Source organism: Acinetobacter sp. WCHAc060042 (genome assembly GCF_003231195.1).
Taxonomy (GTDB): Bacteria; Pseudomonadota; Gammaproteobacteria; order Pseudomonadales; family Moraxellaceae; genus Acinetobacter.
The window spans coordinates 1-26,182 of the sequence record NZ_QKVN01000034.1 but is presented as its reverse complement, the minus strand read 5'-3'; the positions used below and the strand labels follow the sequence as shown (position 1 = coordinate 26,182).

General features: G+C 41.8%; 23 protein-coding genes. 12 read left to right on the top strand and 11 right to left on the bottom strand.

Annotation, left to right across the window (positions count from 1 at the left end; translation table 11 throughout):
• Positions 1-36 precede the first annotated feature (36 nt).
• Together pheT and DPG01_RS14070 are read left to right on the top strand one after the other, a co-directional pair.
• Complete coding sequence (gene pheT / locus DPG01_RS14075; RefSeq protein ID WP_110975521.1) at positions 37-2,418, top strand: phenylalanine--tRNA ligase subunit beta; 2,382 nt, start codon at positions 37-39, stop codon at positions 2,416-2,418.
• Positions 2,415-2,711, top strand: a complete 297-nt coding sequence (locus DPG01_RS14070) for an integration host factor subunit alpha (RefSeq protein ID WP_004649746.1) — start codon at positions 2,415-2,417, stop codon at positions 2,709-2,711. The genes pheT and DPG01_RS14070 overlap by 4 nt, the downstream gene beginning before the upstream one ends.
• A 134-nt stretch (positions 2,712-2,845) precedes the next feature.
• On the opposite strand, the gene DPG01_RS14065 is transcribed toward DPG01_RS14070, so the two are convergent.
• The 3 genes from DPG01_RS14065 to trxA all read right to left on the bottom strand — a co-directional run bounded on the left by DPG01_RS14065 (position 2,846) and on the right by trxA (position 5,439).
• The gene (locus tag DPG01_RS14065; RefSeq protein ID WP_086209833.1) at positions 2,846-3,103 is read right to left on the bottom strand and encodes a hypothetical protein; all 258 of its coding nucleotides are present in this window, start codon (positions 3,101-3,103) and stop codon (positions 2,846-2,848) included.
• A gap of 409 nt (positions 3,104-3,512) precedes the next feature.
• Positions 3,513-4,781, bottom strand: a complete 1,269-nt coding sequence (gene rho / locus DPG01_RS14060) for a transcription termination factor Rho (protein WP_004692266.1) — start codon at positions 4,779-4,781, stop codon at positions 3,513-3,515.
• Between the two features lie 331 nt (positions 4,782-5,112).
• The gene (trxA, locus tag DPG01_RS14055; RefSeq protein WP_110975520.1) at positions 5,113-5,439 is read right to left on the bottom strand and encodes a thioredoxin; all 327 of its coding nucleotides are present in this window, start codon (positions 5,437-5,439) and stop codon (positions 5,113-5,115) included.
• Positions 5,440-5,702: 263 nt separating this feature from the next.
• Here trxA and ppx point away from each other — a divergent pair, with 263 nt between their 5' ends.
• From ppx to DPG01_RS14030, 5 genes are read left to right on the top strand one after another with little or no spacing between them, the layout of a single operon-like run.
• Positions 5,703-7,226 carry an exopolyphosphatase gene (ppx, locus tag DPG01_RS14050; protein WP_086209831.1) on the top strand — a complete coding sequence of 508 codons (1,524 nt, stop codon included), beginning with the start codon at positions 5,703-5,705 and terminating at the stop codon, positions 7,224-7,226.
• Positions 7,227-7,256: 30 nt separating this feature from the next.
• Positions 7,257-8,081, top strand: a complete 825-nt coding sequence (locus tag DPG01_RS14045; protein ID WP_086209830.1) for an acetyl-CoA carboxylase carboxyltransferase subunit alpha — start codon at positions 7,257-7,259, stop codon at positions 8,079-8,081.
• Positions 8,018-9,364, top strand: coding sequence for a tRNA lysidine(34) synthetase TilS (gene tilS / locus DPG01_RS14040; RefSeq protein WP_086209829.1), 1,347 nt, complete (start codon positions 8,018-8,020; stop codon positions 9,362-9,364). Before DPG01_RS14045 ends, tilS begins: the two co-directional genes overlap by 64 nt.
• A 28-nt stretch (positions 9,365-9,392) precedes the next feature.
• Positions 9,393-10,223, top strand: coding sequence for a pyrroline-5-carboxylate reductase (gene proC / locus DPG01_RS14035; RefSeq protein ID WP_087527511.1), 831 nt, complete (start codon positions 9,393-9,395; stop codon positions 10,221-10,223).
• A 25-nt stretch (positions 10,224-10,248) separates the two neighbouring features.
• Positions 10,249-10,818, top strand: coding sequence for a YggT family protein (locus DPG01_RS14030; RefSeq protein ID WP_004979206.1), 570 nt, complete (start codon positions 10,249-10,251; stop codon positions 10,816-10,818).
• A gap of 144 nt (positions 10,819-10,962) precedes the next feature.
• Here the strand turns inward: DPG01_RS14030 and polA are convergent, their stop codons facing one another.
• Entirely contained in the window at positions 10,963-13,728 is a 2,766-nt protein-coding gene (gene polA, locus DPG01_RS14025) for a DNA polymerase I (protein ID WP_110975519.1), read from the bottom strand.
• 162 nt (positions 13,729-13,890) lie between these two features.
• Between polA and DPG01_RS14020 the strand changes: the two genes are divergently transcribed.
• Positions 13,891-16,587: a DUF2339 domain-containing protein gene (locus DPG01_RS14020; protein WP_110975518.1), complete on the top strand. Its 2,697-nt coding sequence runs from the start codon at positions 13,891-13,893 to the stop codon at positions 16,585-16,587.
• Positions 16,588-16,636: 49 nt separating this feature from the next.
• On the opposite strand, the gene DPG01_RS14015 is transcribed toward DPG01_RS14020, so the two are convergent.
• On the bottom strand, positions 16,637-17,560 hold the full coding sequence (locus DPG01_RS14015) for a mechanosensitive ion channel family protein (RefSeq protein ID WP_086209825.1): 924 nt from the start codon (positions 17,558-17,560) through the stop codon (positions 16,637-16,639).
• Between the two features lie 9 nt (positions 17,561-17,569).
• Positions 17,570-18,382: a hypothetical protein gene (locus DPG01_RS14010; protein WP_086209824.1), complete on the bottom strand. Its 813-nt coding sequence runs from the start codon at positions 18,380-18,382 to the stop codon at positions 17,570-17,572.
• 114 nt (positions 18,383-18,496) lie between these two features.
• On the opposite strand from DPG01_RS14010, the gene gspE reads away from it, so the two are divergent.
• The 4 genes from gspE to DPG01_RS13990 all read left to right on the top strand — a co-directional run bounded on the left by gspE (position 18,497) and on the right by DPG01_RS13990 (position 21,641).
• Complete coding sequence (gspE, locus tag DPG01_RS14005) at positions 18,497-19,984, top strand: type II secretion system ATPase GspE (RefSeq protein ID WP_110975517.1); 1,488 nt, start codon at positions 18,497-18,499, stop codon at positions 19,982-19,984.
• A 312-nt stretch (positions 19,985-20,296) separates the two neighbouring features.
• A complete protein-coding gene (locus DPG01_RS14000) occupies positions 20,297-20,890 on the top strand; it encodes an energy transducer TonB family protein (RefSeq protein WP_110975516.1) in 594 nt (197 codons plus the stop codon).
• Positions 20,891-20,924: 34 nt separating this feature from the next.
• Positions 20,925-21,218 (top strand): hypothetical protein, encoded by a 294-nt coding sequence (locus DPG01_RS13995; protein ID WP_110975515.1) that lies wholly within the window; start codon positions 20,925-20,927, stop codon positions 21,216-21,218.
• Between the two features lie 195 nt (positions 21,219-21,413).
• Positions 21,414-21,641, top strand: a complete 228-nt coding sequence (locus tag DPG01_RS13990; RefSeq protein WP_162622345.1) for a hypothetical protein — start codon at positions 21,414-21,416, stop codon at positions 21,639-21,641.
• A gap of 183 nt (positions 21,642-21,824) precedes the next feature.
• On the opposite strand, the gene DPG01_RS13985 is transcribed toward DPG01_RS13990, so the two are convergent.
• The 5 genes from DPG01_RS13985 to DPG01_RS13965 all read right to left on the bottom strand — a co-directional run bounded on the left by DPG01_RS13985 (position 21,825) and on the right by DPG01_RS13965 (position 26,046).
• Positions 21,825-22,250 carry an organic hydroperoxide resistance protein gene (locus tag DPG01_RS13985; RefSeq protein ID WP_086209821.1) on the bottom strand — a complete coding sequence of 142 codons (426 nt, stop codon included), beginning with the start codon at positions 22,248-22,250 and terminating at the stop codon, positions 21,825-21,827.
• A 347-nt stretch (positions 22,251-22,597) separates the two neighbouring features.
• Positions 22,598-23,422: a carbon-nitrogen hydrolase family protein gene (locus DPG01_RS13980; RefSeq protein ID WP_110975513.1), complete on the bottom strand. Its 825-nt coding sequence runs from the start codon at positions 23,420-23,422 to the stop codon at positions 22,598-22,600.
• A gap of 23 nt (positions 23,423-23,445) precedes the next feature.
• Positions 23,446-23,967: an anti-anti-sigma factor GigB gene (gene gigB, locus DPG01_RS13975; protein WP_086209819.1), complete on the bottom strand. Its 522-nt coding sequence runs from the start codon at positions 23,965-23,967 to the stop codon at positions 23,446-23,448.
• Positions 23,968-24,079: 112 nt separating this feature from the next.
• On the bottom strand, positions 24,080-25,048 hold the full coding sequence (gigA, locus tag DPG01_RS13970; protein ID WP_110975512.1) for an RsbU family protein phosphatase GigA: 969 nt from the start codon (positions 25,046-25,048) through the stop codon (positions 24,080-24,082).
• Between the two features lie 98 nt (positions 25,049-25,146).
• Positions 25,147-26,046, bottom strand: a complete 900-nt coding sequence (locus tag DPG01_RS13965) for a VacJ family lipoprotein (RefSeq protein ID WP_110975511.1) — start codon at positions 26,044-26,046, stop codon at positions 25,147-25,149.
• Between the last annotated feature and the right edge of the window lie 136 nt (positions 26,047-26,182).

Below are 26,182 nucleotides of genomic sequence, written 5' to 3'. Positions count from 1 at the left end.
AGAAGGGGTTAGGGGGAGATTAAGGAAATTGAATTTATGAAAATTAGCGAAAATTGGTTGTGTACATGGGTGAACCCAGCCGTTGATAGCAATACGTTATCTGACCAACTAACCATGTTGGGCTTAGAAGTCGATGACTTATCGCCTGCGGCAAAACCGTTCACTGGCGTGGTTGTTGGCGAGGTATTGACCGTAGAACAACATCCTGATGCAGACCGTTTACGTGTGACAACCGTCAATATTGGTTCAGGTGAACCATTGCAAATTGTGTGTGGCGCGCCAAACGTACGTGTCGGTATGAAAGCCCCTGTGGCAACCATTGGTGCGGTGCTTCCGGGTGATTTCAAAATCAAAAAAGGCAAACTTCGTGGTATTGAATCACAAGGTATGCTGTGCGGTGCGTCTGAAATTGATTTAGAAGATAATATTGATGGTCTTTTAGAATTGCCTACGGATGCACCTGTCGGTGTGGATGTTCGTGAGTATTTACAGCTTGATGATCATGTGATTGATATCAGCATCACGCCAAACCGTGGTGACTGTTTCAGTATTCGTGGTATTGCCCGTGAAATTGGGGTGATTAATCAACTGACCGTGACTGCACCTGAAATTAACGCTGTAGCTGCAACTATTGCCGATGAGAAAAAAGTTGTGGTGAGCACTGAAGGTTGCCCGCGCTATTTAGGTCGTGTGATTAAAAATGTGAATACCAAAGCAGTAACCCCAGAATGGATGGAACGTGCTTTGGTTCGCTCAGGGATTCGTCAGCACAGTATTTTGGTTGATATTACCAACTATGTACTGATGGAGTTGGGTCAACCGTTACATGCTTTTGATGCGGCGAAAATTCAAGGTTCGGTTCAAGTTCGTCAAGCGAATGCAACTGAAAAATTGGTTCTACTGAATGAACAAGAAGTTGAGCTCAATGAAAAAGTCATGGTGATTGCGGATGATGAAAAAGCATTGGCGATTGCAGGCATCATGGGTGGCTTGTCTTCATCTGTTAGTGATGAAACCCAGGACATTTTCTTAGAGTCTGCATTCTTTGCTCCATTAGCTATTGCGGGCCGTGCGCGTAGTTTTGGTTTACATACGGATGCGTCGCAGCGTTATGAACGTGGTGTCGATTTTGAATTACCAATGCTCGCGATGCACCGCGCATCACAATTGATTGCAGAATTGGCGGGTGGTGAGTTCGGTCCGATTACGACTGTAGAACAAACGGCAGTTTTACCGAAGCGTGAAGCGATTGAGCTGGAACAAGCGCAAGTGGATCAATTGCTTGGTTATCGCGTAGATGCTGGATTTATTGCGGATGCATTGACCCGTTTAGGTTGTGCTGTGACGGTTAAAGCAGAAGGTCGGTGGTCAGTGGTTCCGCCTTCACACCGTTATGATATGGAGATCTACCAAGACCTGATTGAAGAAGTTGCGCGTATTCATGGTTATGACAATATTCAAATCAGTTTGCCAAAAATTGAAGCGCAATTGGCTCAATATCAAGACCAATTTGAAGTGGCTCAGCTTCGTCAAACCCTCGTGACTTTGGGTTATCAAGAAGCAATTAGCTTTAGCTTTGCAGACTTAAAGCTTGAGAAGCAACTCAATGCGGCTGTGAATCCTTTGGCTTTGGCTAACCCGATTTCCAGTGATTTAGCAGTAATGCGTTCAACACTGCTTTCTAGTTTGATTCCGTGTGTGCAATATAACGTAAACCGCCAACAAAGTCGTGTGCGTTTCTTTGAACTCGGCTTACGTTTCGACTATCAAGATGCTGAATCTATTCATGATTTGAAACAAATTCCTACCCTTGCAGTGATTGCAACAGGTGCAAAAACGTCAGAAACTTGGCATGCTAAACCTCAAGCTATGGATTTCTTTGATTTCAAAGGCGAAATTGAAGAAGTATTGTCAGCAGGTCGTGTGCAGGTTGAATATGTTCGCTCTGAACGTAGTTGGTTGCATCCGGGTCAGTCTGCTGAGGTTTTAGTCGATGGCCAATCTATTGGTTACTTTGGTCGATTACATCCATCTTTAGAAGATGCACTGGATTTGAGCATAACTTGGGTGGCTGAACTTGATCAATCGGCTGTTTTGCAAACTTATGTATCTAATTTTACAGAATTATCACGTTTTCCGTCGGTTAGACGTGATATTGCGCTTTTAATTAGTGATAAGATAAATGTAAGTGAAATTCAGCAACTTATCGAAAAAACAGGTGGTGAGCTTTTAGACTCGACTTGGTTGTTCGATGTGTACACTGGGCAAGGCGTTGAAGAAGGTAAGCGTTCATTGGCATTTGCACTTCTTTGGCAGCACCCATCGCGTACGCTTGAAGATGCTGAAATTAAATCCGGTATGGATCATATTTTACATGTGTTGGAAAACACTTATCAGGCGACATTGAGGGCTTCATGACAGCATTAACAAAAGCGGAAATGGCTGACCATCTAAGTGAGCTCACGAGTTTAAACCGTCGTGAAGCTAAACAAATGGTCGAGTTGTTTTTTGATGAGATTAGCCAAGCGCTAATCTCTGGTGAGCAAGTTAAACTTTCTGGTTTCGGTAACTTTGAGTTGCGTGATAAACGTCAACGTCCAGGTCGTAACCCGAAAACGGGTGAAGAAATTCCGATTTCTGCACGCCGTGTAGTAACCTTCCGCGCAGGGCAGAAATTCCGCCAGCGTGTGGGAAATGAGCAGATCGATTGATCTGCTTTTTTTTGCTTCAGGTGTAGGTTTAAGCTGACTTGCTACTGATAATGGGTAGCAAAGTCTTAAACTAAATTTTCAGCATAAAAAAAGAGAGCCAAGGGCTCTCTTTTTTACTGACTAATCGAAAGTGATTAGTGAGCTTTAGCTTCAGATGCAGCAGTAGCAGCAACGTCAGAAGCAGCAGCAGTAGCGTCAGAAGCAGCAGCAGTAGCTTCAGAAGCAGCAGCAGCAGCGTCTACAGCAACTTCAGAAGCAGCTTGAACAGCTTCAGATGCAGCAGCAACTTCAGATGCAGCAGCAGCAGCAGGAGCTTCTTCTTTCTTAGCACAGCCAACGAAAGCTAAAGTAGTAGCAACTGCAGCAGCAATAGCGATTTTTTTGAATAACATGGCATCACTCTCTAAAATATGAGATTAAAAAAAACCGACGTTAGTCTGTTGTATGCTTTTATTGTTCCTAATTTTGTTAGGGACTAACAACGCAGGAGCAGTCTAACTGGTCTGCAAATATGCTATCACTGCGCATTTTGAATTGCTACTAGCTAAGGTGAAAAAAGTGATAAAAATGGTCTAAAAACAGTGATTTTTTAACAGAAAATAACAATTAATAGCAGGGTTTATATTGGATAAATGCCGAATAAACATCTAAAAAGATGGAGCTTTTTTATTTCAAATTTTTGTTTATCAAAAACTTGCAAATAAGTTTACATACCGTGCTTTGAAATGTTTCATTGTGTAAGTGGTGTCAACCAAATAAAAAGGCTGTCCTAGAGACAGCCTTTTTATAAGATTAGTCAGATTAGCTGGTTGCTTTACGTTTCATTTGGTCAAAGAAATCATCATTGGTTTTAGTTTCTTTCATACGATCAAGTAGGAACTCCATTGCTGCGAGTTCATCTTGGGTATGAAGTAACTTACGTAAAATCCAGACCTTACGAAGGTTATCTTCAGACATTAAGCGTTCTTCACGACGTGTACCTGATTTTTTGATGTTCATCGCAGGGAAGACACGTTTTTCAGCAATACGGCGGTCTAGCGTAATTTCTTGGTTACCAGTACCTTTGAATTCTTCGTAGATCACTTCATCCATTTTACTGCCTGTTTCAATCAAGGCTGTAGAAATGATGGTCAGTGAACCACCTTCTTCAATATTACGTGCTGCACCGAAGAAACGCTTAGGGCGCTCAAGTGCATGTGCATCGACACCACCAGTTAAAACTTTACCTGATGAAGGCACAACGGTGTTGTATGCACGTGCTAAACGGGTAATGGAGTCGAGAAGAATCACAACGTCTTTTTTGTGTTCAACCAAACGTTTGGCTTTTTCAATCACCATTTCAGCCACTTGAACGTGACGAGCAGGAGATTCATCAAACGTTGACGCAATCACTTCGCCACGAACTGTACGTTCCATTTCTGTTACTTCTTCAGGACGTTCATCAATCAGAAGAACGATGAGGAAGCACTCTGGGTTATTACGTACAATCGACTGGGCGATGTTTTGTAATAACATAGTTTTACCCGCTTTTGGCGGCGCAACGATAATTGAACGTTGACCTTTACCAATGGGTGCAACTAAGTCGACTACACGTGCAGTTAAATCTTCAGTGGTGCCGTTACCAAGTTCCATCACCAACTGTTCAGTCGGGAATAATGGCGTTAGGTTTTCAAATAAAATCTTATTACGAGAGTTTTCAGGGGTGTCGTAGTTAATTTGATTCACTTTTAACAGTGCAAAATAACGTTCGCCTTCTTTTGGTGGGCGAATCGTTCCCGTAATGGTGTCACCAGTACGGAGATTAAAACGACGAATTTGAGATGGGCTAACATAAATGTCGTCTGGACCTGCAAGGTAAGAACCTGCTGCAGAGCGTAAGAAGCCGAAGCCATCTGACAGAATTTCCAAAACGCCATCACCAAAGATCTCTTCGCCATTCATCGCATGGCGCTTTAAGATGGCAAAAATAATGTCTTGCTTACGGTTACGAGCCATTCCTTCAAGGCCCATAAATTCAGCAATTTTGATGAGTTCGCCAATCGGTTTTTTCTTGAGTTCGGTTAAATTCATAGGAGGTCAGATAAGAATCAAAAATTCTAGGATACAGGATGAAAAGGAAGCAACATTTAGCCGCGGACATGCAATGAAGTAACGCAATTGTATTTGCACAATAACAATTCAGAGGACTGATTCATTGTTTGAAGAGAAGCGTGTCAAAACAATTTGTATTGCCGAGCGGCGATCTTATGTGTTGTGTCTTTTAAGAAAATGACAGGATTGGATAATCCTTTATCTCTTGAGCAAGCAATATAAGAGAGAAAGTCAAACTTGTCAATTTATAGCCGAAAAAAATACGCTGTTGTTTAAACAGCGTATTTCATGATGTGCTCTAAATCGAGGTTTAAATGTTTTCGTCGATGAAAGCAGTTAGTTTCGATTTTGGTGCAGCGCCCACTTGTTGAGCCACAACTTCACCATTTTTAAATATCAATAGTGCAGGAATGTTACGGATGTTGTAGTTCACAGCCGTTTGTTCACAAGCAGTTACGTCAACTTTAACGATTTTCACTTTACCTTCGTATTCGTTCGCCAATACTTCTAATACAGGTGCAATCGCTTTACATGGCGCACACCAGCCTGCCCAGAAGTCAACAAGCACAGGAACGTCTGATTGAAGTACATCAGCGTCGAAGTTAGTATCAGTTGTATTTACGATATTGCCAGACATGGATAGCTCCAGTTTCAATTTTTGGATAGTTTTATGGCTAATAGTATGTCATAGCCTGCTATCACTGAGTAGATGGATTACTAAATTTTCAACCTTTAGTTTGAATTTGTCTAATTGGAGCTCTCAATGTTACTGATCGCGTAACACAATTGTCATATATGCTGAAATTTTAAAAGCTCGTCAATTTCTGACCATAAATGGCTTTTAAATTGCATGGAGGTGAATTAATCTAAGCACAATTCTGTATAGGTTTATATTAAATCATGTCTGATTTTTTGATTGATGAAGAGTTACTTGCTGCCATCGATATGGGGTCGAACAGTTTCCACTTGGCAATTGCACGTGTGGATCATGGCGAAGTGAAAAAAGTTGCGTCAATGTCAGAAAAGGTACAGTTAGCTGCGGGTTTAGATGAAAATAAAAATTTAACAGAAGCTGCACAGCAGCGTGGTTTGGCCTGTTTATCCCGCTTTGTTGGTCGTTTAAGTTCAGTTCAACCAAACCGTTTAAGAATTGTGGCGACCAACGCGCTGCGTCAAGCTAAAAATGGTCATGAGTTTATTCAAAAAGCGGCAGAAATTTTACCTAAACATATTGAAATTATTGCTGGCCGTGAAGAAGCACGTTTGATTTATTTGGGCGTATCCCACACCATGGAGAACAGTGGACGTCGCCTTGTGATTGATATCGGCGGTGGTTCAACTGAGCTGATTATTGGTGAAGAATTTGAGCCGATTCATACCGAATCTTTACAAATGGGGTGTGTGGCGTTTACCAAAGCCTTTTTTGTCGATGGTGAAATAAACCAAAAAAGTTTTGATAAAGCGGTGGTTGCAGCACGTAAGGAGCTGTCAGGGATTGCCAATACCTATAAAGAAGCGGGTTGGGATACGGTGGTCGGTTCGAGCGGAACCATCAAAGCGTGTCGTCAAATTACCGTAAATATGGGCTGGAGTAATGAAAAAGAAGAACTGACCCGTGACGGTTTAGATAAGCTCAAAGAAAAATTGCTCAAATATAAACACGTCTCCGAGATGGAGTTTGATGGTTTAAAAGAAGACCGTCGAGCAGTTTTGCCAGCCGGGATTGCTATTCTTTACGCCATTTTTGATGTACTTGAACTGGATAAGTTGGTGTATTCAGATGGTGCCCTGCGCGAAGGGGTCATGTACGACTTACTGGGGCGTTTTCAACATGAAGATATCCGAGATCGTTCTGTACAAGCCTTGATGGGCCGTTATAACGCCGATCCAAAACAAGCGGAACGAGTTGTGAACATGGCTCAACATTTGTTTGATGGTGTGGCAGAGTCACTAAAATTAACCACAGAAGACAGTGATTTACTGCGTCGTGCGGCTTATTTGCATGAAATTGGTTTGGCGATTAGCCATGCTGGTTACCATCGTCATGGCGCATATTTATTGCAACATTCGGACATTGCGGGCTTCTCGCAAATTGATCAAAACCATTTGTCACATTTGGTAGCGCATCATCGCCGTAAGCTACGCAGCGACGCTCGTGTTGACGTGATGAAGGTCGGTGGCAACAAATTAGTCTATCTGTGTTTGCTACTTCGCCTTGCTGTTTTACTCAATCATAGTCGTAGCGATCAGATGCTTCCTGCCATTGAATTAACAGTAGGCAATGCGCAACAATGGCAGCTGAGTGTTTCTGGTAATGCCGCGCAATGGCCTTTGCTGGTTGCAGACTTGCATGATGAGCAAGCGCAATTTAAGCATTGGGATGTTGAGTTGGATATCCAATCAGAACAATTTGTCGATGAATAAATTGGTCAATTAGGGATTTATGGTTGAGCTATGAAGAATAAAGCTGCGCAATCCAAAGCATGGACGACGGTTCAAATTGCACGTCATCCTGAGCGTCCGCAATTTTTAGATTATGTGAGTGAAATTTTTACCGAATTTGATGCTTTGCATGGTGATCGCTTATTTGGTGATGATGGTGCAATGATCGGTGGATTAGCTCGCTTTGATGGTCAGCCAGTCATGATTGTGGGTCAACACCGTGGTCGTAGTACGCGTGAAAAGTTACAACATAACTTTGGTATGAGTAACCCAGAAGGTTACCGTAAATCACAACGTTTACTCGATATGGCTGAACGTTTTAATCTACCCGTCTTTACCTTTATTGACACCATGGGTGCATATCCAGGTGTGGGTGCAGAAGAACGTGGTCAGGCTGAGGCAATTGCAACGTCTTTGGCACAACTTTCAAGCTTGAAAGTGCCTGTCATTGCAACCGTACTTGGTGAAGGCGGTTCAGGTGGCGCACTGGGTATTGGTGTGGCTGACCGTGTGGTGATGTTGTCCCATAGTATTTATTCAGTCATTTCACCTGAAGGCTGTGCATCTATTTTATGGAAAACAGCTGAAAAAGCAGAGCAAGCTAGTGAAGCTTTGGCATTGACTGCTGAAAAATTACAGAAAATGGGTGTTGTTGAATACGTGGTCGATGAAGGTGAAGGTGCTCACCTCCACCCAGAACAGGTCATGCATGCTTTAAAAACTGTTTTAAAAGATGCTTTGGCTGAGTTGCAACCGATGGATGCGAATGAACGATGCGAAGCACGTTACCAACGTTTAATGAAGTTTGGCAGCGACAATTTAGGACTAGCGTCTTAACTGAGTTTCAGGATACACCTGAACAGCCTCATTTTTTAATCGGATGTAGTGGTGGCATGGATTCCATGTTACTACTCCATTTGATGTCTCATTTATTTCCTAAGCGCACTCGCGCCATTTATATTGATCATCAGTTGCAGGATGTCAGTCCACAGTGGGGCAGCTTTGTTCAAGAACAGTGCTATGTCTTGGATGTTCCATGTGTGATTCAAGCGGTCGATGTTGATACAGGCAATGTAGAAAGCCAAGCCCGCAGTGCACGTTATGCTGCCTTTCAGAAGCATCTTCTTGCCAATGAAATTTTAGTTCTCGCGCATCATCAACAAGATCAGGCCGAAACTATCTTACTCCGATTACTCTCTGGTGCAGGGATTCATGGACTTGCCGCCATGCAGAGCCTCGACATACGAGAGCAATTTACAATTTGGCGCCCGCTATTGGCTTTGTCCAGACAGCAAATTGAGCTGTGGGCTGCTGATATGCAACTGAGAAATATTCAAGACCAAACCAATTTTGATACCAGTTATGATCGGGCATGGTGTCGAGCCGAATTATGGCCAATCTTAGAACAACGCTTTCCGAAAATGCAGCAAGCTTTGGCACGTACCAGTTATTTGATGCAAGATGCTGAATCCATTTTGACCGATGTGTTGGCGCAAGACTGGGCCAGTTGTGGGGATGCTTCGGTTTTAAATTTAACTTCATTTCGTCAGTTATCAGCACCGAGACAGCGACAGCTGTTGTCTGCTTGGATGAAAGGTGAGGACTTATATCGTCCTGCTTTTGATATGGTGCAACGCCTATTTGATGAGGTGATTGAATCCAAAGTCGATGCTCAGGCCGCTTTGCATTGGAATCAATACTATTATGTGCGTTATCAACAGCAACTCTTTCGAGTCCATAAGACCGAGTATTTGGCGGAGCAATCTCAGACACTTGAACCAATTGAACAGCATTTTAGCCTACATCAAAGCTATAATCTGGCATCTGGGCAATATCAGATTGAAACACAAAAATACGGGCTGTCTGCTAAATTATTAGAGCAGCCTTTACAAATAAAACCACGCTTAGGCGGGGAAAAATTACATTTACATGGGCGTGTTGGGGCTTGGCCATTGAAAAAAGCCATTCAAAGTGCACAAATTTTTCCATGGCAACGTCACACAATACAAATATTAAGCATAGATAATGTTATGCTTGGTGTTTTTACGCCTAAAGGATTTTGGTTGATCGAGTCAGCTTATTGTGAAGCGGGTGGATGGCAACCAAATTTAATTGCTTAGTTAAAAAATTCGAGATAGAGAAATAATCATGAGCGCAGTGCTGAATCGTAATATTTGTTTTATCGGCGGTGGTAACATGGCTCAAGCCCTCATTGGTGGCTTGATTTCACGTGGTTTACCTTCAACTCGCATTACGGTTTCTGATCCTGTTGAACAAGTTCGTCATTTATTGGCTGAAAAAGACTTGGTGGTGACTGAGGATAACGCATCTGCTATTCGTGAAGCCGATGTCGTGGTCTTAGCGGTTAAACCTCAAGTTTTAGCCCATGTTTTAAAACCATTAAACGGTTTATTTGACGGTAAGTTGATTATTTCAATTGTTGCGGGTGCTGAAATTGCCACGATTGCTGCACTCGCTGGCAGTGATCGTATTGTGCGTGTAATGCCAAATACGCCTGCTTTAGTACAAACAGGTGCGCATGGTTTATATGCCACTGAGGCTGTAGATAAAGAAGACCGTGATTTGGCGAGCCAAGTACTTGCTGCGACTGGCTTAACTTTATGGGTAGGCGAGGAAGCTCAAATTGATGCTGTGACTGCAGTGTCTGGTTCAGGTCCTGCGTATTTTTTCTATATGATGGAAAGCATGATCCGTGCAGGTAAAAACCTCGGCCTAGATGAAAAAGTGGCAACGGCATTGACGTTGCAAACTGCATTGGGTGCGGCACAAATGGCAATTACCAGCTCAAATACACCAGCTGAATTGCGTAAAAATGTCACTTCACCGAATGGTACAACCCAAGCGGCACTTGAAGTGTTTGATCGTGCACAAATTTCACAAAATATCCAAGCTGCATTGGCTGCTGCTCAAAAACGCAGTCAGGAACTTGCTCAAGAGCTAAGTGAAAGTAGCAAATAATCGTTTTATTTAGGAAAGTTCAAGTATGGGTGCAAACTCTGCGCTAATTTTTGGCATCATTATTAACGTTGCAATTTTACTGGTGTTCTTCCGCTTTCTCATGCAGTTGGCAGCGGTTAACTTTTATAACCCAGTGGTGATGTCGACCGTAAAAGCCACCAAAATTGTGGATATGTTTGGTCGTATTTTTCCAAATGTAGCGAAAGGCCGCGTTAACTTAGCGGCTTTAGTGCTTTTGGTTTTATTGTACTTACTGAAAATTTTTGGTGTCATGTATCTCTCTGGGGCGATGCCGAATAGTCCTGTACATTTGGTCATTTTAACTTTTGTGACCATGATTCAAGACTTGATTCGTTTCTGTCGTTACTTGATTTTTGCAACGATTATTTTAAGTTGGGTGGTGATGTTTACGCAGTCACGCTCGCCTTATATTGAGGTAATTCAAGAGCTTGCTGAACCATTGCTGGCACCGTTTCGCCGTTTATTGCCGAATATGGGGATGATTGACCTTTCTCCAATTGTAGCGTTCTTGGCGCTGTATATTGCTGAAATGATTATGAATGAAGTGGCGATTGTTCTGCTCACTGGTTTATAAGATTGTGGCGATATAAAAAAGGACTCGATTGCGAGTCCTTTTTTATGGCTGAAATTTTTTTAGGTGAAGACGTTGATCTCACTTTTAGGAGGCAAAGGACCTCCATCCCAGCCTTCCTCCTAGGAGAAGGACGGCACAAATGCTTTAGTGGGCTTCATCCCAGTTTCGACCTTTGCCAACTTCGACTACAAGAGGGACTGAAATATTCAAGACCGATTGCATCACTTTAGCAAGCTGTGGTGCCAATTCATCTGCAATAGCTTCATCGACTTCAAAAACCAATTCATCGTGTACTTGTAGCAGCATTTTGGCTTGATCTTTCGGTAGCATTTGATCAACCGCAATCATCGCCATTTTAATAATATCCGCAGCAGAACCTTGCAGCGGAGCATTAATTGCAGCACGTTCAGCTGCTTGTTTGATCATTTTATTGCTTGCCATAATATCAGGTGTATACAAGCGACGGCCTAAAATGGTTTCGACAAAACCTTGTTCACGTGCAATTTGACGCGTGCGTTCCATATAGTCGAGTACGCCTGGATAACGTTGGAAGTATTTCGCAATATAGCCACGCGATTCTTCGCGGCTAAAACCAAGCTGGCGGGTTAAGCCAAACTCAGACATGCCGTAGAGTAGACCGAAGTTGACTGCTTTGGCTTGACGACGTTGGTCTGACGTGACATCTTCGAGGGCGATACCTAAGACCTCAGCTGCAGTACGACGGTGTACATCTTGCCCATGATTAAAGGCATCGACTAAGGCTTCATCTTGTGAGAAATGCGCCATTAAACGCAGTTCGATTTGTGAATAATCGGCTGCCAATAACACGCGACCTTGCGGTGCAATAAAGGCTTTACGAATTTGACGTCCAATTTCTTCACGCACAGGAATGTTCTGTAGATTTGGATCGGTCGAAGACAGACGGCCTGTTGCGGTGAGTGCTTGGTGGTAACTGGTATGCACACGATGGGTATCACTGTTGGCTTGTTTTAATAAGCCATCGGTATAGGTGCTTTTTAGTTTAGATAAACCGCGATAGTCTAAAATTAGCTCGGTAATCGGGTGGTCAATTTTTTCTAAAACACTTTCAGAGGTACTGTACTGGCCTGTAGCTGTTTTTTTGCCACCCTTGAGTCCGAGTTTATCAAACAAAATCTCACCGACTTGCTTCGGCGAGCTGACATTGAAACTTTGTCCTGCCAGTTCGGTAATTTGGTTTTCAAGATTGGCCATGGTATTGGCAAACTCAACACCGAGTTGGTCGAGGAAGTCTAAGTCGAGCTCAATGCCGTTTTCTTCCATGATGGTTAGGACACGGGCAACAGGCATTTCGACATTGTGCAAGATATTGACCAGTTCGGGATGCTTTTGCAGTTTGGCATCGAGCACTTCAAACAGGCGATAGGTCACATGAGCATCTTCGGCAGCATAGTGTGCAGCAGTTTCGATCTCAATTTGGTTAAAGGTTTTCTGTTTTGCACCTTTACCTGCCACCTGTTCAAAAGTAGTGGTTAAGTGGCTGAGGTAGAGACGTGACACGTCATCCATCCCGTGACGCGTTGCTACAGCATTGAGTACATAAGAGGCCAACATGGTATCGAAATACCAGCCTTTTAGTTCAATGCCATGATTTTCTAAGACATGTGCATCATATTTCAAATGATGACCAATTTTCTGAACTGACTCATCTTCTAAAATCGGTTTGATTTGCACCAAGATCTGTTCACGCTCTAGCTGTGCAGGTGCATTTTCATAATCATGCGCAAGTGGAACGTAATACGCATCTTGCGCATCAAATGCGACCGAAAAACCGACAATTTGCGCTATGCGATAGTCTAAACTGGTGGTTTCAGTATCAAAGGCAAAACGTTTTTCTGTACATAAACGTTTGAATAATGATGCCCACTGTTCTGCACTGAGCACAGTATGGTAGTTCGCTTGACCCAGTTGGTCATCGACACTGCTTTGGACGGCTTGATCTTCAGTATTGATAACGGTTTCAGATTGTGCTGATTTAACAATTTCTTGCGTTGCTTGTTTGTAGGTTGCACTATTTGGATTGTTTGGATGATCTAGTGATTGCAACTGCTGGCGGAATTCAAGCTCGGTATACAGTGAACGTAAGGCTTCGGTATTCGGATCTTGGAGTTTAAGATCGTCAAAGGTCAGTCCTGTTTCTAAGTCACAGACAATACTTGCCAGTTGGTGATCTAGAGCAATTCCATCGGCATGTTCTTTGATGTTTTGACCGACTTTGCCTTTAATTTTATCGACATTTTCTAAAATGCCACCAATCGAGCCATATTCTGTTAACAGTTTTGCCGCAGTTTTGGCACCGACACCCGGAACGCCCATAATGCCGTCAGAGGCATCGCCCATTAGGGTCAGATAGTCAATAATTTGGTTTGGCCACACCCCAAATTTTTCAAACACGCCATTCACATCCATCGGCTTGTCTTTAAAGCTGTCTTCTAAAGTGACTTTATCGGTCACCAACTGTGCCATGTCTTTATCGCCTGTGGAAATCAGCACTTGCTGTCCCGCGGCCTCTGCACGTTTGGCTAAAGTCCCGATGATGTCATCTGCCTCTGCACCTGGGAGCATGTATAAAGGGATACCCAAGGCACGAATCAAGGCATGCAAATATGGAATTTGTTCCGATAATTCATCAGGCATGCTTGGGCGGTCACCTTTATAAATGGGCGACAGCACATGACGAAAAGTCGGTTCAGGGGTATCAAAAATGACCGCCATATGTGTTGGCTGGGTACGGCGCATCAGTTTTTGGATGGCAGAAATTGCCCCACGAATTGCATTGGTGTGTAAGCCAGTTGACGTGGTGAGCGGTGGCAAAGCATGAAAAGCACGAAATAAAAAGTATGAGCCATCGACCAAGACAAATGGTGGCATTGCAAGATTCCTTATCCAAATAACCTGTTCATTGTACGTGATTTTGACGCAGAACAAAGTGTATTGATGTACCGATTGGCATAGATGGTTACGGTTATGCGCTTAAAGATGTACTACAAGCTGATGTATTATTTGAAGATGAGAAAAAGAGATTGAGAACGGATGCAAACTGGACAGCGTGAAATTCGCATGATGTGGTTAATGGGGCTCACGATTGTTGCTATTGCAGCATGGTTTCTGGCCGTACCGCTGTTGAGTGCATTGTGTGGAATCGCTTGGGTCATGAGTGTTATGCACTATGTTGATAGCATTGAAAACCCTAGTATGACCTTGGCGGAACAACGGGGTATTGCTTTTCAGCCAACGTCAAAAGTGCCGCTTTACCTTGCTACTTTCGTCATTTTGATCGGTATGGTGGGACAATGGGGCGGACTCATTGGATTGGGGATCAGTGGTTGGTTGTTCTTTTTCTTTCGCTGGTTACGTCGCCTAGAATATCTATTGTTATCCGTGCAAGTACAGCCACATCAGGATATATCCGACCGATTCACAGAATCTGAAAATGCTCCCCCTTTACCCACTGCTCTAAACAACACAGATGATTTAAGTCTTAGTGAGCAAGTGAAACGCTGGCTTTGGCAGGGCAATCCTGTCTTAAAAGTTGCGATTGTGATACTGCTGATTGGGCTTATTTTATTATTACGCTTTGCCACCGAACATTGGCAGTTGAGTCTTGCAGTCAAGCTGGGTCTTGTTGCAGTGGTGAGTGTGTCTGTTGTGGTCTTTGGTTCTATGCTTCAACACAAAAACCGCAGTTTTGCTTTGGCTTTGGAAGCACTTGGATTGTCAGGTTTATTTTTGACTTTGTTTTTTGCTTATTACAACGGTGTGATTGCAAGTTTAGCAATTGCAAGCCTGTGCTTTGTGGTGGTGATGGCAGTGACACTTTGGCTTAGTTTAAGACAACAGTCGATTGAGCTGGCGTTGATGGCGATGATCATTGCATATTTGGCACCTTTTACCTTACCTGTACGGAATGCCACTGCGATAGAGTTGGTAGCCTATTATTTGGTCATCAATATTGCGGTCGCGGTTTTAAGCACGTTCAGGCCGTGGAAAGTCCTCAACCAAATTGCTTTTTTAATGACGGTGGTCGTAGGCGGCGCTTATGCCTTTTATCAGGGTAAAGCGCCTGAGCGAGACATGCTTGCCTTGTTGGTTTTAGCACATAGTGCCGTCTTCATTTGGCTGAGTTTTCGCTATAGTCAACTTTTGGCACGTGAGGATTTAACTCAGTTTAAGTTGAAACCAATCTTGGATGTGGCTTTGATTTTTGCTGCACCCATTGTTGCTTTTGCTTTTTTGTATGTGATGTATTTTGAGCAAACGACTTGGCAGGCAGGCTTTAGTCTAGGCTTCGCAGCGCTCTATGCCATGCTTTATCAACTTATAAAAAGAGCTCACAGTGTTGAGCTGATTGCACAAAGTTATCTCAGTTTGTCCTTGGTCTTTTTGGCGTTGATACCTCCCATTTTACTGCCTGATCAGTGGGGTGTAGTGGGTTGGAGTGTCGAGGGTGCCCTGATCTTTATCTACGCTTTGTACCGTACCTCGAGCTTGAGTCGATATTTGGCAATGGGCTTATTGGCCGTGGCAGGGCTCTCAAGTCTCTACTATGTGGTCGAGCTCAATCGTTTTCCAACGGAAGTTTATTGGGCGTTGTGTCTGAGTTATTTTGCTGTGGTTGCCGTTGCCAACAGTGTAGAGCGTTTTAGACAACAGCTGTCTTTTGCCACGATTGCCTTTTTTTGCTTACAACTGCTTTCAGCAACCAGCATGTTGTTTATTTTGCTTTTAGATGAAATCGACAGTAAAAGTCAGGTAACAATAGCGCTACTGATCATTACACTTTTATATAGCGTGTTGAATGAGTGGCTACTCTACCGCAAAGCCAGTTGGTCATGGCTATTGCCCAAATGGGTTGGCCTGATTCCGTTGTATGCGGTTGCCTTTATTTTCTTGGTTGACCTGAGCCATGATGGCATCATTATGTGGCATTCTGGCTTAGACCGTCTATTGTTTGCTTTAACGAGCGGATTACTCACCTTGCTGTGGTTACGCCCGCTACAGGGTGTGGAGGATGAGCTGGAATGGGTGAGTTTGGGTGCTTTATTCAGTTTGGCGCTGACCAGTTTAACCTTCATTCCAAGTATGCCATATCTGAGCATCGTTATTTTACCGCTCGCCTTTGCCGTATGGTGTTATGCGCAGCCCACTCCAAACTTGTGGCGAAAGTTTTGGCAGGCGCGTAATACCTTAGTGCTTATGCTGTTTTGGATCGTCTGTTCTCAGATCTTTAGCCAGCAAGCTTTTCAACTATATTGGTTGCCGATATTCAACCCATTCGACTTGATCAGTATTGCGATGCTGATCGGGTTTATTTGGATGCTGAATTTACAGATGAAAGCAGGCTTGGAAAAAAGTTTGGGTGCTATTTTGATGATGTCTAGTCTCCTTTGGCTGAGTAGTTATGTGGTGCTACGTGCGCTGCATGTCTATTTCCTAACACCTTATAATGACTGGCAAATGTGGGAAAATGCCTTGGTGCAATTGAGCTTTACTTTGCTTTGGGTCAGCTTGGCTTTCATTTGCATGCTGACGGCAACCAAGCGTAATTTGCGCTCACTATGGATTTTTGGTGGATGTATTTTGGTTTTGGTGACGCTCAAGCTGGTCTTATTTGACTTGTCTCATATTGGCACATTGACCCGTGTGATTTCGTTTTTAGGTGCAGGTTTGGTGATGTTGGTAATCGCGTATATTGCGCCGATGCCTGAACTTGAAGAAAAGACTAATTAAACAAGTGTAGCTCCTTATGTCAGTATGAATCATAAGGAGCTGTATTGATTTATTTGATATTTGGCTCACGTTTTAGAGCTTGGGCATTGGTATATTGATCAATATCTTCATGAGACAAGGGACGTGAAAGTGGGTGATCAACAAAACCCATTTTGGGTACAGGAATCTCGATTTGGTTCTCTAAGAACCCGTTACGAACCCGTTCCTGCATTTCATCACGGACTTGTAGATAGTGATCTTGCTGGCACCAAACGGCAAATAATAACTCAATCGAAGACTCGCGAAAGGCGGTGACGGTGACAGCAGGTTTCGGGTCGGCCAGCACCAAAGGGTATTTGTTGGCCACGTCAATCAGTACTTCACGGACTTTAATGATGTCTTCATGAAAGTTAATCGCTAAGGTGATTGGAATACGCCGTATTGGAAACTTAGAGAGGTTGTGGACAGGTGCCCGAATCAGTTGTTCATTGGGGAGTCGAACGTAAATATTGTCTTGAGTCAATAGTTTAACTGAGAGTAAGTCAATTGAGATGACTTCACCCTCAATGGTATGTCCGCGAATGAGGGTAATTTGAATGGTATCACCAATTTCAAAAGAACCTTCACCAATAAGAAATAAACCACTGATTAAGTTGGATGCAGAGGTTTGCGAAGCAAAACCCAAAGCTACTGTTAAGATACCCGCGGCGCCTAAAAAGACGCTCAGTTTAAAACCTGCTTCTTTGAGACTTGCCATCACAAAGATCAAGAAAATGAAGTAAAAGATACCCCGCCGCCAAACCAGTCGTTGATGGGCGTTAAACTTAGTCCCAATGGTTCGGATAAAAGTATTGGAAACTAAACGTGCCAAGACAAAACCAACAAAACACAATACTAAGGCAATTAGGATTTCGGTTAATCGCTCTGTGTTGATGTTGGTGAAAATGCCTTTTAGGCTACTGCTAATCTCTTGGGGAATATTTGAATTTGGCATATGTTCCCCCTAGAAGAATGAATCAAACATATTAAACAGTGCGCTTGCCGAAGAGCGTGGCGGATGCATATAAATGACTTTACCTGCATGTGGTGGTGTTCGGTTTTCGATACGGATACGAGGTGGTCGATCAATTCCTTCATGCATGACTTTAATTTGTGAAGTCCAAAGTCGTCCCGTGCTTTCACTATAGAAGAGTGGTAATGCAGGAACGGGGACGTTCATTCGATCAAAACGTAGTTGTAAATGGCTGGTGTTTTGAAATTCAATAGGCGTCACTGCACGAAAAGCGCGTGGTTTTAACTGATGTAATTCAGTCCTCCCATCGACGGCTGTCGCATAAGCAATTTCCCCAGTACGATGATTTGGGCCAAACCACGTTTCTTTGGGTAAAATCACAGGAATATCAAATAAAGGGTCACGCTGACCTTCAATAAAACCTGAAATTGACAAAGGTGTACTGATATAAAGTGTCCCACGTTGCCCCGCAGGAATGTAAATCGGATCGACAGGCTTAATCACCACTGAACGATCAGCTAAACGTGGCATCAGTTGAATCGTAGAGTGGGTGTTTTTAAACATGTAGCGTTTGATTTCGACAGGGTGAGGAAAGGCGAAATGTGGGTCTTCTATGGCATGCCATTTTTGTTCATAGTCATATTGAACTTGAGGACGATGAAACTCTAAACGCCACTCTTGTAGACCACGAGTGAGGCGAAAGAGTAATGAGCCAAATTGCCATGCACGGGCTTGATTCAGCTCAAAGTTGTATTCGCCCCACCATTTTAAATTGGGGCTATCCGATTCAAACAGTTCATTCATATTAGGCAACAGCACATTTCCTTATATTGCAAATCAGTGAAAAACAGACTTCACGCTGTCATACGCTTAGAGTACACTCAAAATAATATTTTTCATCATTATTATAATTTTAAGATGCAAGTGCTTAAACAATTACAAATTCCCTATAGTTTTGCTAAACGACATGGCGTGCTACTACGCTACGAAGGCGATCAAGCTTATATTGTGCGCCGTGAAAGTACCCCGTTGTTGGCTTTGCAAGAGGCACGTCGTTTTTTAGGTGTGGCAGCACAACATCAACTGTGTAGTGATGAAGAGTTTCATCAGCTTTTAAGCAGTAGCTATGCAGGGGATAGTGGCGAATCACAGCAAGTAGCCGCAGGTTTAGAAGATCATCCTGATTTACTCAGCTTAGCCGACCAAGTCCCTGAAGCTGAAGATCTGATGGATCAGGAAGATGATGCTCCAATTGTTCGTTTAATTAATGCCTTATTATCTGAAGCGATTCGTGTTGGTGCATCTGATATTCATATTGAAGCCTTTGAAAAGAAACTGTCGGTGCGTTTACGTGTCGATGGGCAATTACGTGAAATTGTCCAGCCACGCCGTGAGTTGGCACCGCTGTTGGTATCACGTATTAAGGTCATGGCTAAATTGGATATTGCCGAAAAACGGATTCCACAAGATGGACGTATTTCATTGCGTTTAGCTGGGCGTGAAGTCGATGTGCGGGTATCAACTTTGCCATCATCACATGGCGAACGTGTGGTGATGCGTTTACTCGATAAACAAGCGGGTCGTTTGAATATGACTCATTTGGGCTTATTGAAGCCTGACTATGAGCGTTTGACTCAATTGGTGCATCGACCACACGGTATTATTTTGGTCACAGGGCCGACAGGTTCGGGTAAAACCACGACACTTTATGCAGCACTTTCAGACCTCAATGACGGCTCTAAAAATATTTTGACCGCCGAAGACCCGATCGAATATCAACTGGAAGGAATTGGACAGACGCAAGTCAACACCAAAGTCGATATGACTTTTGCGAGAGCCTTAAAGGCCATGCTGCGCCAAGACCCTGATGTGGTGATGGTGGGGGAAATTCGTGACTTAGAAACGGCTGAAATTGCGGTACAGGCGTCACTCACAGGGCATTTGGTATTATCTACACTGCATACCAATACAGCCATTGGGGCGGTCACTCGTTTAAAAGATATGGGCATTGAGCCATTTTTGTTATCGAGTTCTTTGATTGGTGTTATCGCACAGCGCTTAGTACGTACATTATGTAGCCATTGTGCCACTTGGCATGAAGCCGATGCGTTTGAAACACAATTATTTCAGCATTTGAATCCCAAAGCAGTACTACAATTGCCACAACCAAATGGCTGTGAGCGTTGCTCACATACAGGTTTTACAGGGCGTACCGCAATTTATGAAATTGTTCCTGTGGATGATCAGATGCGACGTTTAGTTCATGGTAACGCAGCTGAATTTGAGCTAGAAGCTTATGCACGACAACATTCAGGCTCTATTCGCGATGATGGTTTGCGTAAAGTATTGGCAGGGAAAACTACGTTGGAAGAAGTATTGCGTGTGACCAATGAAGCGGCAGAGTGATGGTGAAATTCTTCATTATTAAGTTTTTTCTCATCAGTGCTTCTTAGGTGCTGTAAGTAGATAAACTGAAAGCTAAGCTTTAAGAGCCGAAATTTAAGGGGGATGGGCTGCCATTTTGCTTAGTTAATGGATGAGAGGGGATTATTCACCAGGCCTAATCAAATCTGCAGGATATTGGTTAAATAGTAGTCTTTGGACATGAGGAATCCATAAAAAAGTCCGACTTTTTTATGGATTGCAAGATATTGAAATAAAACAATTATTATAACTAATTTCGTATAAGGTGTATTATGTTAGTTTTAGGAAAATTATATGTATCATCACAAGCAATTAAATAATAATTGCAAGCAAATGAATAAAATCATTTTTTTATTATTCACATTAGCATTCTGCTCTAATGCTATAGCTTCATCGACAAAAATTTCTCAGAACTTAGCATCAGGGGCTATAGGATGCCCCCCAAAAACAATATTGATTACAGAGTATGCATCAAGTAGAGGAGTTCATACCTTCGGTGCATTATGTGAAGGTCAAAAGTATTACTGTACTTATATGTATCCAAACCCAATTAACTGCAAAACTGCATCAGACCAAATGCCAGAGACAGAACAAACAAAGGCTGAAAGAGCAAAACAAATGGATATATGGAAAACAAACCTTTTAAATAAGGCAATTCAACATTGGAAAAGACCTGAATCATTAAATGGTATGACAGATAGTCAAATACAAGTTCAAGTCGATGACAAAGGGAAGCTTCTCAATCTTCGCTGGATAAAACCTACTGGAATTAGGGCTATTGATCGTTCTATTGTAAATGCATTTAAAGATGCAGCTCCTTTTGCTCCTCCTCTAGACATTAGTTCGGCATTTAAAGGAATTGTTGTTACCTTTCCATCTATTCAATAAAACTGATACTTAAAATCTCTCAGTATTAATAAACATGTATGAACTGAGTAAAATTGAAAAAGAAATTAAACTTTACATAACTTCAGAAAGCACACAAAAAATTAAAAGCTTACGAGAAGAAATTGAAGAAAAACTTGAAAAAATATTAGGTGGAGTTTTCCCAAATCAAGAAAATTTATGGATAAACGAAGAGATAAATGATAGGGCAGGGCATATTTCTATAGAAGTGAAAATAAAAATTCTTATAAAAGTAAAAAAAGAAGATATAGAAGAAGTACGCAAAAGTATCAACAAATTAGAAAATGAAATTATGGAAAAGTATTCTTAGTAATATTTATTCAATTAAATAATCTTTTTATGGTAGACAAGATATCCAGCACCATCCAAATGTAGATGGGATAAGTTTTTCTCGAATATTTGGCTACTTATAATAATCGTGGCAGTTATTGTCATCATATCTATAACTACAAGTTACCTTACAGAGAAATGGCATTGGTTTGGGAGGTCTGGGGCACTTGTAACAATGGTCGGGGTAATTCTCAGTGTACGTCCACTAATTCGAATGGGGCTTAACCAATGGATTCAATCTCAGGAGGTGATTAATCTTGGACATATCGAGCCAACATTAGAAGAAATTGAAGGAAAAAGGCAAAAATCTCTAGATGCAAAAGCCTTTCATATAGGAGTTTTTATGACTCTAATAGGAACCTTGATTTGGGCTTATGGTGATCTTATCGGTGGATTACCTTAGTAAGCCATTTTTAATTAGATAGTTTGAAATACAACTTAATCTAAGATAAGGGGATTCATATGAAATACTTTATTTTTTAATATCAATTATTTGATTGATTTTAAAACATCCATTCATAAAAAAAGCCAATTAGAAATAAATTGGCTTTTTGGAATATAACTATTTGAATTATTTATTAAAAAATCAAACAATCACATTCAATGTCACATCAATATTGCCACGCGTCGCATTTGAGTAAGGGCAAACGATATGTGCTGCATCCACCAATTTTTGCGCTTCGGCTTGCTCTAAACCTTCTAAATGAATATTTAAAGTCACTTGAATACCAAAGCCTGTTGGAATCGGACCAATCCCAACATCACCTTCGATATATACGTCAGGTGTAATTTTTAAATGGTCACGGTTTGCGACAAACTTCATCGCACCCAGAAAACATGCAGAATAACCTGCGGCAAAAAGCTGTTCAGGGTTGGTGCCACCACCTGCACCGCCCATTTCTTTAGGCACTGCCAATTTAACATTTAAAATGCCGTCTGATGACGTTGCGCTACCATCACGACCACCTGTTGCTTTTGCATGTGCTGTATAAACGACTTTTTCTAAAGACATTTTGATTCCCTAAATATTGTATTTGAGTCCTTATCCTGTCTTAAATCATAGAAAGAATAAGCAGTGTTTTTGTAAATTTACACAGAAAATCTTTATGATTAAATTGAGACTTTAGTCTATTAAAAATCAATCATATAGGTTCGATTGCTAGTTCTCAAAGTTTTCCTAGCTGTGGCTTATTCATGTGAACGCAAACGGGATGTAATCAGTGATATTATTCACCATTTAAAGGTAAATAGAGTTATGTATTTTTAGTATTGGAGATTTCTTCCGTAGAAGAACAGTAGATGTTCATCAAGATAATTTGGTGCGAAGAAGTCAGTAGTTTTTAAAGATTGTGGCTTGATTTAAAACTGCATTAATTTTCGGTGTTGCATCAATGGCATACTTTCGCGGATATGAGCTTGTTCAGCCAAGTCAAAAGGGACGGTAATTAGCTGAGCACCTTGAGTATGAATCAAATCCAAAACTTGACCACGGCTATTGGTTGCTGCCGTATGCCCCCAAGTTTGTCTTTTTTCACCATGCCAACCTTGTTGCGCAGCGCCTAATACAGTGCATTGGCTATCCATCGCACGTGCTTGTAATAATAATTGCCAATGCATTTGACCTGTGGTGTAAGTAAATGCAGCAGGCGCCGTCAAGATATTTGCACCTTTCGCGCGTAAAGTTAAAGCCAGTTCAGGAAAGCGTAAGTCATAGCACACCATTAAGCCGATATCACCAAAAGGTGTTTTTGCTACAACGACATCTGTACCAGGTTCAAAAAATTTAGATTCTTGGTAACCACCTACAGCATCGCCAACTTGCACATCAAACAAATGAATTTTGTCATAACGTGCTTCGGTACGCTCAGGACTAATACAAAGACTCACTGTACGTACACGACCATCTTTAATCACTGAACCATCTGGACGAAAGGGGCATGGCAACGTTCCAGCAACAATCCACGTTTGGTATTGATGCGCCAATTTTTCTAAACGTTTTTGAATATCTTCGAACTGTGCCGCTGTCTCACGCTGTTTGCCTGCTGCAAAACACACGAAGTTTTCTGGAAACACAATGAGTTCAGCGCCATTTGCTTTACTTTGTTGAATCAGAGACTCAATGACAATGAAATTTGCTTCAATGTCATTTTGAGAATTCATCTGTACAGCAGAAAGTAAAGTCATAAATGGGCCTGTAGAATTTGTTGTTATGCGTTTTGTTGCTGCGACACTTGGTCGAGGCTGTCTTGTTCTTTTTGCAATTGTTTAACTAAAGGTTCAAACATGTTTTGATTACTTTGGTTGAGTTCCATTAACGTTTTATGTGCATCCAACACAGTAGTTAACATATTACGATGCGTGATATGTTCTTCTGTAAGTTCAAGGGTGCAAACGTTTGGATCACCGCAGTAATTTAAAATCACAAAAACTTGCCCTAGCCCCATACTATTGGCCAAGGTCGTGATATCTGAGTTGGTGGACAACATGACAGCTTGGATATTATGGATCTGTTTAAGCTTTAAGCCTAACTTCGCCAAAATGCCTAACACAGTGCTGTCAATGAATGTAGTTTGAGTTAAATCTACGATTGCACCAACAACATTTGACTGTTGTTCAATACGGTTTAAAAGTTTGTCTAGACTGATACAAGATTGGGCACGCACTTCGCCAATAAGCTTAAAAATATGCGTTCCATTCAAGCTTGCATATTCAACATGACCTGTTGACATATAAATGCCATTTGCAGAGAAGGATAGGAAATTATCCCATAGGGCAAATACTTACTCAAGTATCTAACAGTCTTAGAAACTAGGATATTGTAATAAGTTATTGATAATTTGATTAATTCATTCGACGTAAACTTAAGATAGCAATATCATCTGCAACATGCTCTGGTGCTTCAAAGGATTGATTTTGCAAATGATAGACCAATTGTGTGAATTGATCATTTAGTCCACCACTGAACGGTTCAAGAGCTCCATCGGAACAAATAATGAAGCGGGCATGACGGTTGAGCACACATTCATGCTCTTCAACCTCTAGCTCTTCGGTAAGGCCAAGAGGAAAACTGCTGGTGTTTAATATTTTAGGTGCTTGGTTTGGTTCAAACACAATGGCAGGGGGATAATGTCCTGCACTCGACCATCGTAGTAGGTGGGTTTCGAGGTTTAAAATTCCTGCAATCATGGTAATGTGCTTTTCAATATTTTCTTGCACCAACATGCCATTAAGTTTCTTAATGAGCCCACGTGGTGTTTTGGCACGACCATGAAAAGCCGCCATCCAAGAGGTTAATAAACTACTGGTGACACCATGTCCAGAAACATCAGCCAAATAGAACATCAGTTCTTTGTCACTAATTTTCCAGTAATCAAACCAATCGCCAGACAAATAAGCAGAAGGCTGAAAAAAGGTTTCAACGGTATAGTTTTGTAATTCTATGGGATTAGGCAAAAGTCGTTTTTGCAATTCGGCTGCAGAAGGTAGATCTCGACTATCTTGGTTACGTTTATATTGTGCATCAATCTTAAGTAAGGATTGCTGTGGGTTACTGGGCAGTTTATTCCACATCCAACCAGCTAATGCACCGAGCTCCCAAGCTTGAGCTAAAGCACTTCCTTCATTTTCAAAGGCAAGCACGATCGTTGGGAGTACCCATTTGTGCTCTAAATAATCTTGGATATCAGCAATCGCAATAATCGTTGGGTCATAAAGATCAATATCTTCTATGCGAATCATTTGCACACTGGGCAGTGTGTCTAGCACCTGTTCTAAATATGGAATATGGCGAGAGGGTTGAATGAAATACATAAAAAAATTGGCTTATCCTTAGCATTAAGCTATAGCTTTACTATAACAAGCAAATTACAGCTAGAGAAAGAAAATTCAGCTCTAGCTGTAACCCATTGTTATTCCGTATCTAACATTTGATGTGATTGATTAGAAGAAGGGGAGTCGGTAGAGTCATCGTCACCAACATCATCAATAAACATACCTTCAGCTTCTACACCCTTTTTCTCAGCAATAATGAAGTTTTTACGTTGTAAATAAATATCACGAATTGAAGAGTATTTGTCGCCTTGAATCGCACCTTCAATATCAATGAGTTGTGAGCGAACATCAATACCACGTAAAACTTGTTCGGACCAATATAGGCCTTCTTCATCTTCTAGAATGTACCGTTGCGGACGTGCATAACCATCAACGACCAAACCAAAACCATCACGGAAAGTACTAGGTCCAAAAACTGGGAGTACGAGGTATGGGCCAGAAGGCACGCCCCAATAGCCAAGTGTTGTACCAAAGTTTTCATCTTCCGTTTCTAAACCTAAGCGCGAAGCAGGATCTGCAAAGCCTAAAGTAGTCACTGTATTAATAGTGAATCGACCTAATGTTTTTGCTGCACGACCAGGTCTTCCCTGAATTAATTGGTTGACTGCATTCCAAGGCTCACCAAGATTTTTACGAAAGCCACTATACGAATCACGAACAGTTGAGGGAATCTTTTCTTTATATTCAACAGCAATAGGGCGAACGATTGCACGGTCTAATGCATCATTAACAGCAAAAATTTGCCGATTTAAGGGTTGAAGTGGATCTTTTACACTATCGGGTTGTGCTGCATTGGCATCTACTTTTAAATCTTTCGCTTTAATGTTCTTCAATTCTTTAAGCGAAGAAGATGAAGCTGCTTGTGGATCAGCACTGGTATCTATTTCGCTTGAAGCTGTAGTTACATCTTCAGCAAATGCAAAAGTCGTGAAGCCTATAAACAGAAGACTTGCACATAAATGGCGAATGTGTTGCATATAAAAGAGTTCCGGAACTTTATAATCAGCAGATTGAATTAAAAATATAATCTTTTAACTATATTAACAGCTCTTAATTGCTCATTGTTAAATCAAATTTTAAGAAATGTTAGTAAAAAGATGTATTTTTGTCGAA

Bases quoted from the DNA above. Each gene is read 5' to 3' on its own strand.
- pheT (WP_110975521.1), top strand. From the start codon at position 37: ATGAAAATTAGCGAAAATTGGTTGTGTACATGGGTGAACCCAGCCGTT.
- DPG01_RS14070 (WP_004649746.1), top strand. From the start codon at position 2,415: ATGACAGCATTAACAAAAGCGGAAATGGCTGACCATCTAAGTGAGCTC.
- DPG01_RS14065 (WP_086209833.1), bottom strand. From the start codon at position 3,103: ATGTTATTCAAAAAAATCGCTATTGCTGCTGCAGTTGCTACTACTTTA.
- rho (WP_004692266.1), bottom strand. From the start codon at position 4,781: ATGAATTTAACCGAACTCAAGAAAAAACCGATTGGCGAACTCATCAAA.
- trxA (WP_110975520.1), bottom strand. From the start codon at position 5,439: ATGTCTGGCAATATCGTAAATACAACTGATACTAACTTCGACGCTGAT.
- ppx (WP_086209831.1), top strand. From the start codon at position 5,703: ATGTCTGATTTTTTGATTGATGAAGAGTTACTTGCTGCCATCGATATG.
- DPG01_RS14045 (WP_086209830.1), top strand. From the start codon at position 7,257: ATGAAGAATAAAGCTGCGCAATCCAAAGCATGGACGACGGTTCAAATT.
- tilS (WP_086209829.1), top strand. From the start codon at position 8,018: ATGCGAAGCACGTTACCAACGTTTAATGAAGTTTGGCAGCGACAATTT.
- proC (WP_087527511.1), top strand. From the start codon at position 9,393: ATGAGCGCAGTGCTGAATCGTAATATTTGTTTTATCGGCGGTGGTAAC.
- DPG01_RS14030 (WP_004979206.1), top strand. From the start codon at position 10,249: ATGGGTGCAAACTCTGCGCTAATTTTTGGCATCATTATTAACGTTGCA.
- polA (WP_110975519.1), bottom strand. From the start codon at position 13,728: ATGCCACCATTTGTCTTGGTCGATGGCTCATACTTTTTATTTCGTGCT.
- DPG01_RS14020 (WP_110975518.1), top strand. From the start codon at position 13,891: ATGCAAACTGGACAGCGTGAAATTCGCATGATGTGGTTAATGGGGCTC.
- DPG01_RS14015 (WP_086209825.1), bottom strand. From the start codon at position 17,560: ATGCCAAATTCAAATATTCCCCAAGAGATTAGCAGTAGCCTAAAAGGC.
- DPG01_RS14010 (WP_086209824.1), bottom strand. From the start codon at position 18,382: ATGAATGAACTGTTTGAATCGGATAGCCCCAATTTAAAATGGTGGGGC.
- gspE (WP_110975517.1), top strand. From the start codon at position 18,497: ATGCAAGTGCTTAAACAATTACAAATTCCCTATAGTTTTGCTAAACGA.
- DPG01_RS14000 (WP_110975516.1), top strand. From the start codon at position 20,297: ATGTATCATCACAAGCAATTAAATAATAATTGCAAGCAAATGAATAAA.
- DPG01_RS13995 (WP_110975515.1), top strand. From the start codon at position 20,925: ATGTATGAACTGAGTAAAATTGAAAAAGAAATTAAACTTTACATAACT.
- DPG01_RS13990 (WP_162622345.1), top strand. From the start codon at position 21,414: ATGGTCGGGGTAATTCTCAGTGTACGTCCACTAATTCGAATGGGGCTT.
- DPG01_RS13985 (WP_086209821.1), bottom strand. From the start codon at position 22,250: ATGTCTTTAGAAAAAGTCGTTTATACAGCACATGCAAAAGCAACAGGT.
- DPG01_RS13980 (WP_110975513.1), bottom strand. From the start codon at position 23,422: ATGACTTTACTTTCTGCTGTACAGATGAATTCTCAAAATGACATTGAA.
- gigB (WP_086209819.1), bottom strand. From the start codon at position 23,967: ATGTCAACAGGTCATGTTGAATATGCAAGCTTGAATGGAACGCATATT.
- gigA (WP_110975512.1), bottom strand. From the start codon at position 25,048: ATGTATTTCATTCAACCCTCTCGCCATATTCCATATTTAGAACAGGTG.
- DPG01_RS13965 (WP_110975511.1), bottom strand. From the start codon at position 26,046: ATGCAACACATTCGCCATTTATGTGCAAGTCTTCTGTTTATAGGCTTC.